Source organism: Mesorhizobium sp. B2-4-14, assembly GCF_006442155.1.
In the GTDB taxonomy this organism is placed as follows: Bacteria; Pseudomonadota; Alphaproteobacteria; order Rhizobiales; family Rhizobiaceae; genus Mesorhizobium.
Genome location: NZ_VFVA01000015.1, coordinates 1 through 12,226 on the forward strand (window position 1 = coordinate 1; position 12,226 = coordinate 12,226).

A 12,226-nucleotide genomic window follows, 5' to 3' on the forward strand; every position below is an offset into this window, starting at 1 on the left:
GGGTAGGGGTGCGGGTACTCGTAGGGCGAAAGCCTTGGCCCCATATGCGATAGCCCTGCCCTTGTGGGGACGGGTTAGGGGTGGGGGTATTCGTAGGGCGAAAGCCTCGGCTTTCCATGCGATTGCCGCGCCCCTGCGGGAAAATGTCCGGCAGAATAGAGGGGGCGCTGACCCGCCAGCTTTCTTCGTGGCTCCTTGCATCATCCTTGCCCTGTCACAAAGCTGACAAGCGCCGGTCCTAGCGTCGAAAAGTTCCTCCAGCCATTCCCCAGCCACGAGGCATCTTCCCCATGACCCGATCCTTCCTTTCTCTCTGCCTCGCCTCCACGGCGCTGGCATCGTTCGCCGGCGCCGCCCACGCCGCCCCTCCCGGCTACGACAAGATCGACACCGTTGTCGTCATCTATGCCGAGAACCGCAGCTTCGATAATCTTTATGGTGGCTTTCCCGGCGCCGATGGGCTCGCCAACGTCTCGGCCGACCAGGCGCGCCAGCTCGATCGCGACGGCAAGCCGCTTGCCGAACTGCCGCCGGCCTGGGGCGGGCTGACCGGCAAGGGCGTGACGCCGGCGATGACCGAGGCCCAGACCGCGCATCTCGCGAATGCAGTCTTCTCGATCGACGACCCCAAGGGCTTCAACGAGAATATGGCGGTCATCACCCGCGACCTCTGGCACCGCTTCTACCAGGAGCAGATGCAGATCGATGGCGGCAAGAACGACAAGTTCGCCGCCTGGGCCGATTCCGGCGGCCTGGTGATGGGCCATTATGACGGCTCCGGCCTGCCGATGTGGTCGGTGGCGAAAAAATATGTGCTGGCCGACAATTTCTTCCAGGGCGCGTTCGGCGGCTCCTTCCTAAACCACTTCCAACTCGCCTGCGCCTGTGCGCCGGTCTATCCGCATGCCGATACCAGCCCGGTAAAGGGGCAGATCGCCGTCGTCGAGGCCGATGGCAAGACGCTGAAGGTCGCCGACAACTCACCGGCCTCGGCGCTTGGCGGGGCGCCTAAATTCGTCAATGACGGCGCCATCACGCCGGATTTCTACGCCGTCAACACCATGCAGCCGCCCTATCAGCCGAGCGCCAACAAGCCGGTCGAAGGCGGCGACAAGGCGCTTGCCGACCCGGCGCAGCCGACCACGCTGCCGCCGCAGCACGACATCACCATCGGCGACCTCCTGTCGCTTAAGGGCGTCGACTGGGCCTGGTATGCCGGTGCCTGGCAGGTAGCGCTCGACGGCAAGAACGCGACGCCGGTGCCGAATTTCCAGTTCCACCATCAGCCGTTCAACTATTTCGCCGCCTACGCGCCCGGCACCGCAGCGCGGACCGAGCACCTCAAGGACGGCGGCATGGGGGGCGCCGAGTTCATCAAGGCGATCGACGAGGGCAAGCTGCCGGCCGTCGCCTTCTACAAGCCGCAGGGCAACCTCAACGAGCATGGCGGGTACACCGATGTGGCGAGCGGCGACCAGCACCTTGCCGATCTCGTTTCGCATCTGGAGAAGAGCCCGCAATGGAGCCACATGCTGGTGGTCATCACCTATGACGAGAATGGCGGCTTCTGGGATCACGTCGCGCCGCCCAAGGCCGATCGCTGGGGCCCAGGCAACCGCGTCCCGGCCTTCATCATCTCGCCCTATGCGAAAATGGGCACGGTCGACCACACGCAGTACGACACGACATCGATCCTGCGCTTCATCACGGCGCGTTACGACTTGCCGGTGCTCTCCGGCATCGTCGCTCGCGACAAGGCGCTTGCCGTGAATGGCGAGCCGCCGATGGGTGATCTGAGCGCGGCACTTGACCTGAACCGGTAAAGGCGGCCGAGGCAAAAGGGGCCATTGCGTCGCGAAGGCCCCTCTCAGCCGCCATTGACCAAGGCCAGAATGAGCTTCTGCAGGTTGCCGCCCTGACCGAGTTCGACGCGGTCGAAATCGCGGCTGGACTGCCGCTGCGCCTGCGAGAGTTCGGACAGGCGCTTGGTCATCTCCGTGCGGATCTTGCTGCATTGGGGATCATCCGGGACCGTGAGGCCGACGGTCGCCGCCTCGATCTTGCGCACCATGTCGACAATGCTGGCGCCATGCACTTTCTCATGGGCACTGACGCCGGCGAGGAAAACCTCCCAGTTCTTCTGGACGGCTGATGGCAGCGGCGCGGTGGGACTGGGCAAGGTGTAGGTGATGATCAGCTTCGGCTTGGCCGACACCAGCACGCAGGCCCCGCCACGCGCCTGATAGTCCCTGGTCCAGGTCAGCTTGAAATTGGTGTGGGCGATGGCGTGGGCAATGCCGACATTCGGCCCGTTCTCGCCGATCGACCGGTAGAGCTCCAGCCCCGACTGGCCCGATATGGCATAGGTCTCCACCGTCTCGACCGGCTTCCAGCCGGCCGCGGCGGCTGCGGCTGCCAGGGGCCAAGCCATAAGCGCGACCGGCCCAAGACGCAGACGAACACGGTTTCTCGGCACCACTCTCTCCAAATCGGCCCGGACGGCTTGCCGAACAGGGCAATGTCGCCGGACCGCTTTTCCTATATGCTGCCGGCGGGTGCTGCAAATGTGTAAGGGGGAAGTCATGAAAGCGGGATATCTCTTCTTCGTTTGTGCCATGACCATATTGCAGGCCGCGCAGCCGGTTCTTGCCGCGCCGTGCAGCGGCTGGAGCGCGAAGATGGAGGAAGACGAGGGCGGCAGCGTGCTGACCGCCTCGGCGTGCGGCGGGCCGAAAGGCGATGCGCGCCTGATGCTGACCTGCTTCGACAATCCTGTGCTGAGCTACGACCTGGGCGCCAGCGGCCAGCAACTGGAGCCCGGCATCAGCGGTGCCTTCGATTTCAAGGCCGACGGCAAGACGGTGACGAAGACGCTGCAGCTCGAAGCGATGTACAATTATTTCGTGGCGGACCTGGCCAAGACCGATCCGCTGCTCGACCTTTTGCAGTCGAAGGGGGACGTCTCGGTCAGTTCAGCCAAATATGGCGCCAACAGCTTTCCGCTGAAGGGTTCGAGCGGGGCCATCGGCAAGGTGCTGGCGCAGTGCGGCAAGGCCAGGCCGGCGAATGATGTGGATTGAGGCTGAAGGGTTGCGCCGCCCCTCATTGTCCTGCCGGACATTTCTCCCTGTATAGTGACGGGGAGAAAGGCGCCGGCCGCGACGCCGGCGTCCTTTCCGCAGCGTTGATAATTGGCGAAATCAGCGGCGAGAGCGTCCTTCTCCCCGTCACTATACGGGGAGAAGATGCCGGCAGGCAGATGAGGGGCGGCGCAAGCCTTTACCCTTGATCTCCAACCTCTCCGCTTGCCGTTGCCGCCCCCTGGCCGTATCTCATCCACCATGACCGACATCCAGTTCCGCAAGGCGCAAGCCTCCGACCTGCGTCAGCGGCTGGCGTATGCGGGAATTCTTTCAGGCTCTATTCAATTTGCCGGCAAGAAGGGATATAGGTCAGCTAAGTTGACCTATATCCGAAGCGTCCGGGGAGGCGTGTCTTGACCCTTTTGAACCTGTTGGCTTCGCGCTCCTCGCGCATGAAGGCTTCCGAAATCCGCGAGCTGCTGAAGCTGCTCGACCAGCCTGATATCATCTCCTTCGCCGGCGGCATTCCCGATCCGTCGCTGTTTCCGGCCAATGCCATCCGCGACGCCTATGCCGAAGTGCTCGGCGGCGCGGAAGCGGGGGCGGCGCTGCAGTACCAGGTCTCGGAAGGCTATCTGCCGCTGCGGCGCTGGCTCGCAGGGCAGATGGGCAAGCTCGGCGTCGCCTGCGACGAAGCCAACATCTTCATCACCTCCGGCTCGCAGCAGGCGCTGGATTATCTCGGCAAGCTGTTCCTGTCGCCGGGCGACACCGCGCTGGTGACATGGCCGACCTATCTCGGTGCGCTGCAGGCCTTCAACGCCTACGAGCCGCGTTATGACCGGTTGCGGCCGGAAGGCGGCAACATGACGCCCGATGCCTACCGCGCGGCGGCGGCTGCGAATGGCGGCAAGGTCAAGTTCGCCTATCTGGTGCCCGACTTCGCCAACCCGACCGGCAACACGCTGGACCGGAAGCAGCGCGAGGCAGTGCTCGACCTCGCAGGCGAACTCGACATCGCGGTGATCGAGGACGCCGCCTATCGCGCGTTGCGCTATGACGGGGAGGGCGTGCCGCCGATCCTGGCGCTCGACTGCATCAGGTCCGGCGGCATCGACAAGGCGCGCACGCTCTATTGCGGCTCGTTCTCGAAGATCCTGTCGCCGGGCATGCGCGTCGGCTGGGTGTGCGCGCCGCGCCATGTGGTGGAGAAGCTGGTGCTGATGAAGCAGGCGTCGGACCTGCACAGCCCGTCGATCAACCAGCTTGTCATGCACCGCGTTGCCGAATCCGTGTTCGACGGTCAGGTGGAAAAGCTGATCGGCGCCTATCGCGAGCGCCGCGACGGCCTGCTTGCCGCGCTCGAGGCCAACATGCCCGACGGCGTGACCTGGAGCCGCCCGGAAGGCGGCATGTTCGTCTGGGTGACGCTGCCGGAAGGGTCCGACGCCACCGAGTTGCTGGCGCGGTCGGTGAAGGAGGCACGCGTCGCCTTCGTGCCCGGCAACGCCTTTTATGCCGACGGCAGCGGCCGCAACACGCTGCGGCTGTCGTTCACGCTCGCCGACCGCCGCGCGGTGACCGAGGGCATTCCAAGGTTGGCGGCGCTGCTCAAAGGCTAGGCGCACTGCCTGGAGCATGATGCCGAAAAGTGTGAAGCGGCGACATCATGCTCTATCTTTTTGATTAGAGACGAATTCAGATTTAGGTCGACTCGACCCGAAATCATCCGGCTCTAGGCCGGCACGTTGACCAGCTGCTTGAGCTTCGCAAGCTTGGCGCGGGCGAGTTTGCGGACCGGCTTTTGGAAACCTTCTTCGCCGGCTTCGACGACGAAGACCAACGTCTTGAGATCCAGCTGAACTCGTCGATGGCCCGCGTCGTCTTTTCGGACCTGCCCTTGAACCGGTGCAGCAATGCGTCCGCTTCCTCGATGCCGCCGGCATCGGCCCCATCGACCAGTGCTTCAAGCTTCTGAAAACAATCCAATCGAAATTCCTCCGCCGCGCCACGAAACTTGCCGTCGGCCGGAAAGTTCCGTCGGGTTTCGAAAATTGTCGCTGGTTATCAGCTTGTGCACGCACCCCGCGTCGACGCCTTCCAGGCCGGGCCTAAATTCGAAGCCTTGCGAGGACGAAGCTTTCATGGACACCCAGGAACTGCAGCGCGGCCCTCGTAGAACCGCCGGCTGACAGGGAGATCGCTGACCACGAGTTGGAGGTGGTCGATGAGCCGGTGCGCGCGTGTATGGAGAGGTTTTATCTGCCAACCACAAATGCCATCCGGCGTGCAGATGGCGCAGGTGGTTGCGCCCTAAGGTAGGAGCGCGACAACACGACGGACGTCATGACGATTTGATAGGCGGTAATGATGGCGCCGATGACAGGCAGAGCCAGAGACAGGAACCCTGGATTTTTGGGGTCGATGCCCAGCAGAGAGAACAGCAGCATCAACGCCACTATGAATAGAAGAGTGATCAGGCCGAACGAAATGAGCAGACGCGGAAACGCATAGCCGAACACCTTGGAACCGCGCTTGCCGGCAGCCGCAAGTGTTTGATCATCGTCGGCAATGACCGCAGGCAACATCGTACCCCATTTTGCGAACGCAGCGATGCCAGAAAAAACCCAGACAAGAATTGCCGCCAACAGGGCGACTGACGCATGAACGCCGCCGACGACCATGGCAATCCCGACCACAAAGGGAGCTATCGCGCCGAGAAAGCCGAGCAAGAGGCAACGTCTTACGAAACTGAAAAAAGCCTTAGGCCTTTCCTTCAGCCAATTGGATACCTGGTCGGTATCTAGCTGCGTCAAAACGGCGATGTGAGCAGGAATAGCCAAGAAGGTCGACGTCATTACGCCGACGAAGATTGAAGCTCCCGAATTGACTTTCACGAAGCTTTCAAGCGCCGCCAGCGCGCCAGCCAAAACGATGTATCCAAGAACCCATTTACCGTTGCGGATATAAACTTCGAGTGAAGCCGCCCAGATATTGCCTTCGACCATGACCCATCCCCTATACCCACCCGGACGCGCAATCAGTATAGGCACCGCGTTACGGCTTTATTAATTGAATTTGGCAAACCTTTATATTTGCAAAATTAGCTAATTAGAAAAGTCTAATAGCACTACTTGTCGCGATAGGTGGACAGGGCACTACTTTTTCTCTGGACAGCTCTACTGAACAACCGCTATCGTGTACTACGATGCCGGCACTCCCGAGTGACGTAGACCAGACTTGCCGCGTTCTCGGCGCGAACGCATGGAAATGGCTTTCCGACATGCGACGGCGCGCCAGTCTTATGTATCTGAATGTATCCGATCGTCGTTCGCGAAGAGCCTTCCCCAAGCATGGCCGGATGCTCGCGCGCCAAATGTCCGCAGATCGGTTTTCATCAATCTCGTATTCTCGTATGCGAAATTGAACTGAGCCCTGAGGAGTCGCATGAAGCCCCTGACTGAAACGGTGCCGTTTTTCAGCCAATGGGAAACGCCCGACATGACGCTGGCCGTGCTCGCCGACGGCGCGGGGGCTGCGTTGCGGCGGGATCCGCTGTGGCAGGGTTCGGGCGCCGAGACGCTCGACGAATACGCTCTCTGGGCCGCCAATATCTGCGGCATGGCGTGTCTCAAGATGATCCTGGCGACGCGCGGCGAGATCGTCCCGACGATCGAGCTGGCGAGACGATGCACTGGATATGGCGGCTATGTCGTCAATGAAGGCTCGATCAAGGGGCTGATCTATGCGCCCTTCGTCACTTTCGTGAAGGCGGAGTTCGGCCTGGACGCCGAGGTGATGACCGGTGTCGCGGCAACCGACATTCCGGCGATCCTCACCCGGTCGCGCTTCTTCATCGCTTCGGTCAGCAGTTCGATCCGCTGGCCGGAGCGCGAGCCGCCGTCGAAGGGGGGCCATCTGGTGCTGGTGACCGAGGCGTCGGATGACGGTTTTCGCTTCCACAACCCGTCCGGCCATACCAGCGCCACACAGTCAAACGCAGTGTTGGCGCAATCCGATTTCGACCGCTTCTTTGCCAATCGCGGCATTGCCGTCGCCATTTGATTTCGAGGGATTTCCATGAAGGACAAGATCAGGGTTGCCATCCTTTATGGCGGGCGTTCGGCCGAGCATGACGTCTCGCGGCTGTCGGCGGCCAATGTGCTGAAGGCGATCGACCGGACGCGCTATCAGGTGGTGCCGATCGCCATTTCCAGGGAGGGCAAATGGCTGCTGCAACCGTCGTCCGATGCCATCGGCGACGGGGCAGAGGCTCCGCTGTCGGAGGATGGCGCCGAGGTCGCGCTGCTGCCCGGCGGCAAGGGCCGGCTGGTGGTGGTGTCGAAAGGCGGCGCCCAGCCTGAACTGCCGCCGGTCGACGTTGTCTTTCCTGTGCTGCACGGTCCGTTCGGCGAGGATGGCTCGGTGCAGGGCTACGCCGAAATTGCCGATGTCGCCTATGTCGGCTGCGGCATCCTCGCCTCGGCCGCCGCCATGGACAAGGATGTCGCCAAGCGGCTGATGCGCGAGGCCGGGCTTGCCGTTGCCCGCTCCGTCACCGTGCATCGTAACGATGTCGGTTCGTTCCAGGAGATCGCCGGGATGCTTGGACTGCCGTTCTTCGCCAAGCCGGCGCGCCAGGGCTCCTCCTTCGGGGTGAGCAAGGTGAATGACAGGGACGGTTTCGACGAGGCCGTCGAAACGGCTTTCCGCTACGACGGCAAGGTGCTGGTCGAGGAGTTCGTCGAAGGGCGCGAGATCGAGTGTTCGGTGCTGGAGCGGGCCGACGGCTCGCTCACCGTGTCGCTGCCCGGCGAGATCATCCCGGCCGGCAAGCATGGCTTCTACACCTATGAGGCGAAATATCTCGACGCCGACGGCGCCGTGGTCAAGGTGCCCGCCGATGTGCCAGCCGCGATTGCCGACAGGGCCAAGGAGATGGCCGCGCGGGCTTTCCGGGCGCTCGGCTGCGAGGCCATGGCGCGCGTCGACTTCTTCCTGCGCGCCGACGGTTCGCTGCTGGTCAACGAGGTCAACACGCTTCCCGGCTTCACCGACATTTCGATGTACGCCAAGGCGCTGGCGGCGACGGGCATCGGCTACAGCCAGATTATCGACGTGCTGATCGAGCACGCGCTGGCCAGGTATGCGACGCGCTGACGGTCGATCCCGTTCGGGAGCATGTCCTCCCGGTCATGGCTAGCGCAAGGCATCGACCAGCAGTTTGAAGGCCAGGGAGGCGTGCCGCCGGCTGGGCAATAGAAGTGGCAGGCCGGCAGTGGCGGTGTCCATTTGCCCAGCGCCTTGACCCGCCGCCCGGTTTGGCATTCGCCGGACTATTGCATCGAGACATGTTGATGAAGATCGGGCGGGACTATCGCGCCCTCGCCACCATCCTCGGCGAAACCATTTCCAGGCAAAGCCAATCCACTGCTTTGAGCGTCGAATTCTATCGGCGCGCCAAACAGTTGGGCGGCCTGCAGGACCAGATATTCGATATCCTCAAGGGCGACGTTTTCCACAAGGTTCCTGACCCTGACCTGCTCGGCCACCGCGGTGATGTTGACGATGCCCCTGTGGAATGCCGTCCGGACGGCCGAATTGACGTCATCGCGCAGGCGCATGGAGAAGTTGTACCGCATCGAAGCCTCCCACAGGCGATCGGTTTCTATTTTGGTGGGAGCATGCATCCATGGCCGACCCCTGACAAGTGGAAATTTGAAAATGTGCAAATAAATCAGCCAGTTAGCACATTCATGCAAACGTGCAACCAACGTCTGATCCCCATCATGCGCGGGTTGCGCTGTTCACCCATTGGCAGGACTTGACGCATGATGGGAGCAATCCTAACTATGAGCCAAATGAGATAAATACTAACTAAGCGTATTTTTAGTCCTGAGCGAGGAAACGCGCAATGGCTGAACTGGAACGCCCGGAACGATTGCAGATCATGCTCACCGCGGACGAGCTGGCGGCCCTGGAAAACTGGCGCTTCGAAAAGCGCATGCCGAGCCGTTCGGCGGCGGTCAGGGAGTTGCTGCGGCGCGGTCTTGCCTCCGAAGGCTTCCTGACGGCGGAGCATGGCGTCAAGTCACAGGAATTCGGCGTTCTCATGCCCGACAGCGGGAACGGCAAGGTAACCGATCAGCCCGGTAAAGCGGCCGATCGGTCGTCGGAGTGAGGGGCGCTTCGGCTGACATGCGCCAACTGCACGGGGAGCGATTGCCTTGATCCGTTTGCGCGCTACCTCATGGCAATGAGCGAAATCGTGGCGGCGGTAACCGGCATTGTGGACGATGAGAGGCAGGACGCGACCGCCGATGCGCGTCTCGCGGCCATTGTCGATTCCTCGTTCGACGCCATCATCAGCAAGGATCTCAACAGCATCATCACCAGCTGGAACTCGGCGGCCGAGCGCATGTTCGGCTACAGCGCCCAGGAAGCGGTCGGCCAATCGATCCTCATGCTCATCCCCGATCACCTCAAGGGCGAGGAAACCGAGATCATCAGCCGGGTTCGCGGTGGCGGACAGGTGGCAAGCTATGAGACGATGCGACGGCGCAAGGATGGCGTGCTCATCGCCGTCTCGCTGACCGTGTCGCCGATCAAGAACGCGCATGGCGAGATCGTCGGCGCCTCGAAGATCGCGCGCGACATTTCCGCCGCCAAGGAGAGCGAGCGCCGGATCAGGCTGCTGATGCGCGAGGTCAACCATCGCGTCAAGAACCAGTTCGCCGTCATCCTGTCGATGGTGAGGGAGACGAGCAAGCGTTCGAGCGATCCGCGTGAGTTCGAGGAACTGATCCGTGCCCGCATCATGGCGCTGTCGCGCTCACATGACCTGCTTGTGACCTCGGAATGGGCGGGCGCCAGCCTCTTCGACTTGATCCAGGAACATTTGAAGCCTTTCGGCCGCGAGGAACAGATAACGCTCTCCGGCCCGGTTCTGACGCTGCAGTCGAACGCGGTGCAGAATCTCGGCATGGCTTTCCATGAGCTTGGCACGAATTCGTCCAAATACGGCGCGCTTGGCACCGAAGACGGCCGGGTCGAGATCACCTGGACGATCGGCTCGGGGGGGCAGGGTTCGCGTGCTTCGGGCGAACGGGAATTCCAGCTGTTGTGGGAGGAGACATCCAAGCCCCGCCCAGGAACCAGGCGCGACGAGACCGCGCGCAAGGGTTTCGGCACGGTCGTGCTGCAGCGGGTGGCGCCGCAGTCACTCGGCGGCTCCGCCGTCCTGGAGCGGTTGCCCGGTCATCTCAGTTGGCGTCTCAACGCGCCGCTGACCTCGATCATCGTGCCGCAAGTCGGCTCCGAGGCCGACAACGACGCCGCGGCGGGCTTCGGCCCCTGAAGAGCGTCCCGGTTGACGCGGGTCTGGCCGTCGGGAGCCGTGTCGGTCGCGACGGGGCAATCACGGTTTTGTTCAGTGCCGCTTGAGCGGCCTCATACGGGTGGGGCGGCGGGCTTCCCACCGCCCCACCTTACCGGTCACGGATGATGGAGATGCCTTTCGGCATCGACTTCTCCAACCGTGAAGCTCTGGAATCCCGGCATCAACTGCCATATGGCGGCAAGGCCGATGATTACATAGGCCAGGCGAGCCAGGGTAGCTCCCCCGAAAACCATGCCGATCACGTCATGGCCCGTCAAACCCATGACCAGCCAGTTGAGACCGCCAAGGATGATGAGGGCGAGAGTGACGAGGTTCATGATACGCATAGACGCCTCCTGATGTTGCCTGACAAACGTCTGCGAAAAAAACGCCTGTGGTTTCAGGCGGTTCCATTGGTCACGACATTGTGAACGATGGCGACGATCCGTGAGCGCCTCGCGAAACCAGGCCGGCGGGGTGGGACGGGCCATTCGAAAGGCGTTCCAACAGCCCGCCTCGGCGCCAGGACGAGTGGCGAGGCAACTCACTCAACCAGGATATGCGCCTCGCGCGCGGCCTCGACGAAAGCCTCCCTGGCGGTATCGGGAGAGACGTCGCCACTTGTCGCACGGCGGCAGGCGCGCAGTGCCGACTGATGCTTCGGGCTACCGGCGTCGCGCCAATGTGTCGTCAGCAATTCGATGGCCTGCTGTGTATTGGACAGGTTGCGGGTGGCCCCGGTGACGCCGACCGAAACCACCACGGGCTTGGAAAACCACGCGGTTTGCATTGGAACCTCGACAAGGTTGCGGGCCTAGAACGCATACCGCGGCAGGTGGTTTCATGCCTGCCATCACTCTAGCGTGAGGCCAGGGAGCATCCGCCCATGGCTCAAGGCCTGTTTGACGCAATTGCGGTCGCAAAACCGTTTCACGCTTTTCCTGGAATGCTTCAAAGGATGTTGGTCGTCACCTCGACGATGATCGCGGCAGCTTCCAGTTTGCCGTCGGGGACGTGCACGACGCGCGAGACCCGCAGGTCCTGGGGACTTCCGTCGACCGACAAGGAAACGCTTTCTCCAATCCGCGGCACCGCCTGGAAAATGGCGTTGGTGGCGTCCGGCCGGTTGTCGATGGATATACGGCAGTTGACGGTCATGGAATGTCTCCTGTCTAGCCATGCCCCTCTTCGTCAACGCCTGGTCCATCAAAATGGTTTCAGGAGGGGCGGCGCAAAACCGGTGCTGCCCTGATGAAGGGCTGGTTCCCGCTCATGGGCTCGAACCACGATTCACGCCTTCAAAGGGCGCTGTCCTACCATTAGACGAAGCGGGAGAAGCGAGAACGGTTATGACGCCGGCGCGGCGGAGCGTCAATTCGGGAAGTTGTTGACCGGCTCTTCGCAGTGATAGACCGGGCAATGCCCGTCGCGGGACGGGATATAGGCCGACATCGGCACTTCCGGCCAGTCGCATTCATTGCCGAACTGCCTGACATAGCGGTCATAGGTGTTCGGACCAGTGGTCAGCACCACGGCGCGATGGCTCTGGATCATGGCGCGGATCTCGGTGCAGCTCATGCCGCGGCTGTCGGGCCGGGACTCGGCCAGATTGGTCGCCGCGAGCATGGGGACCAGGGTCATCAACAGGATTCGAACGCGAGCGGACATGGCGGTTTCTCTTGGTTCTTGACGCGGTGTCGGGCTCTCGAGGCAACTGCGGGCGCAAGACCGCTTCACACCTTCCGGGAGTTGCCCGAGCGGACAT

The 12,226-nt window shown here is 62.3% G+C and carries 15 protein-coding genes and 1 tRNA gene; 8 read left to right on the forward strand and 8 right to left on the reverse strand.

Translation table 11 applies throughout. The features are described from left to right. The first annotated feature begins 290 nt into the window (after positions 1 to 290). On the forward strand, positions 291 to 1,823 hold the full coding sequence (locus tag FJ938_RS15035; RefSeq protein WP_140694994.1) for an acid phosphatase: 1,533 nt from the start codon (positions 291 to 293) through the stop codon (positions 1,821 to 1,823). A 44-nt stretch (positions 1,824 to 1,867) separates the two neighbouring features. Here the strand turns inward: FJ938_RS15035 and FJ938_RS15040 are convergent, their stop codons facing one another. Then, positions 1,868 to 2,431, reverse strand: coding sequence for a DUF922 domain-containing Zn-dependent protease (locus tag FJ938_RS15040; protein WP_140694997.1), 564 nt, complete (start codon positions 2,429 to 2,431; stop codon positions 1,868 to 1,870). Between the two features lie 151 nt (positions 2,432 to 2,582). Between FJ938_RS15040 and FJ938_RS15045 the strand changes: the two genes are divergently transcribed. From FJ938_RS15045 to FJ938_RS29500, 3 genes are all read left to right on the forward strand, one after another. Beyond that, positions 2,583 to 3,080, forward strand: a complete 498-nt coding sequence (locus FJ938_RS15045) for a hypothetical protein (RefSeq protein ID WP_246671638.1) — start codon at positions 2,583 to 2,585, stop codon at positions 3,078 to 3,080. 455 nt (positions 3,081 to 3,535) lie between these two features. Beyond that, complete coding sequence (locus FJ938_RS15055) at positions 3,536 to 4,705, forward strand: PLP-dependent aminotransferase family protein (protein WP_181168946.1); 1,170 nt, start codon at positions 3,536 to 3,538, stop codon at positions 4,703 to 4,705. 182 nt (positions 4,706 to 4,887) lie between these two features. Beyond that, a complete protein-coding gene (locus tag FJ938_RS29500) occupies positions 4,888 to 5,061 on the forward strand; it encodes a hypothetical protein (protein ID WP_181169105.1) in 174 nt (57 codons plus the stop codon). A 280-nt stretch (positions 5,062 to 5,341) separates the two neighbouring features. Here the strand turns inward: FJ938_RS29500 and FJ938_RS15065 are convergent, their stop codons facing one another. After that, positions 5,342 to 6,091, reverse strand: a complete 750-nt coding sequence (locus FJ938_RS15065) for a hypothetical protein (protein WP_140613200.1) — start codon at positions 6,089 to 6,091, stop codon at positions 5,342 to 5,344. A 439-nt stretch (positions 6,092 to 6,530) separates the two neighbouring features. Here FJ938_RS15065 and FJ938_RS15070 point away from each other — a divergent pair, with 439 nt between their 5' ends. After that, on the forward strand, positions 6,531 to 7,148 hold the full coding sequence (locus tag FJ938_RS15070) for a C39 family peptidase (RefSeq protein WP_140695003.1): 618 nt from the start codon (positions 6,531 to 6,533) through the stop codon (positions 7,146 to 7,148). A 15-nt stretch (positions 7,149 to 7,163) separates the two neighbouring features. Further along, positions 7,164 to 8,243 (forward strand): D-alanine--D-alanine ligase family protein, encoded by a 1,080-nt coding sequence (locus FJ938_RS15075; protein WP_140695005.1) that lies wholly within the window; start codon positions 7,164 to 7,166, stop codon positions 8,241 to 8,243. A 176-nt stretch (positions 8,244 to 8,419) separates the two neighbouring features. Here the strand turns inward: FJ938_RS15075 and FJ938_RS15080 are convergent, their stop codons facing one another. Continuing rightward, positions 8,420 to 8,857, reverse strand: a complete 438-nt coding sequence (locus FJ938_RS15080) for a hypothetical protein (protein WP_246673337.1) — start codon at positions 8,855 to 8,857, stop codon at positions 8,420 to 8,422. Positions 8,858 to 8,997: 140 nt separating this feature from the next. Between FJ938_RS15080 and FJ938_RS15085 the strand changes: the two genes are divergently transcribed. After that, positions 8,998 to 9,264, forward strand: a complete 267-nt coding sequence (locus FJ938_RS15085) for a hypothetical protein (protein ID WP_140613197.1) — start codon at positions 8,998 to 9,000, stop codon at positions 9,262 to 9,264. 69 nt (positions 9,265 to 9,333) lie between these two features. Then, positions 9,334 to 10,440, forward strand: a complete 1,107-nt coding sequence (locus tag FJ938_RS15090; RefSeq protein ID WP_140613196.1) for a PAS domain S-box protein — start codon at positions 9,334 to 9,336, stop codon at positions 10,438 to 10,440. Positions 10,441 to 10,577: 137 nt separating this feature from the next. Here FJ938_RS15090 and FJ938_RS29945 read toward each other — a convergent pair whose 3' ends face one another. From FJ938_RS29945 to FJ938_RS15115, 5 genes are all read right to left on the reverse strand, one after another. After that, on the reverse strand, positions 10,578 to 10,952 hold the full coding sequence (locus FJ938_RS29945) for a DUF378 domain-containing protein (protein ID WP_246671636.1): 375 nt from the start codon (positions 10,950 to 10,952) through the stop codon (positions 10,578 to 10,580). Positions 10,953 to 11,005: 53 nt separating this feature from the next. After that, positions 11,006 to 11,251 carry a DUF982 domain-containing protein gene (locus FJ938_RS15100; protein ID WP_140613195.1) on the reverse strand — a complete coding sequence of 82 codons (246 nt, stop codon included), beginning with the start codon at positions 11,249 to 11,251 and terminating at the stop codon, positions 11,006 to 11,008. Between the two features lie 161 nt (positions 11,252 to 11,412). Then, a complete protein-coding gene (locus FJ938_RS15105) occupies positions 11,413 to 11,619 on the reverse strand; it encodes a hypothetical protein (protein WP_140613194.1) in 207 nt (68 codons plus the stop codon). Positions 11,620 to 11,721: 102 nt separating this feature from the next. Next, positions 11,722 to 11,795, reverse strand: a tRNA-Gln gene (locus FJ938_RS15110). A gap of 37 nt (positions 11,796 to 11,832) precedes the next feature. Then, positions 11,833 to 12,129, reverse strand: coding sequence for a hypothetical protein (locus FJ938_RS15115; RefSeq protein WP_181165772.1), 297 nt, complete (start codon positions 12,127 to 12,129; stop codon positions 11,833 to 11,835). Positions 12,130 to 12,226 lie beyond the last annotated feature (97 nt).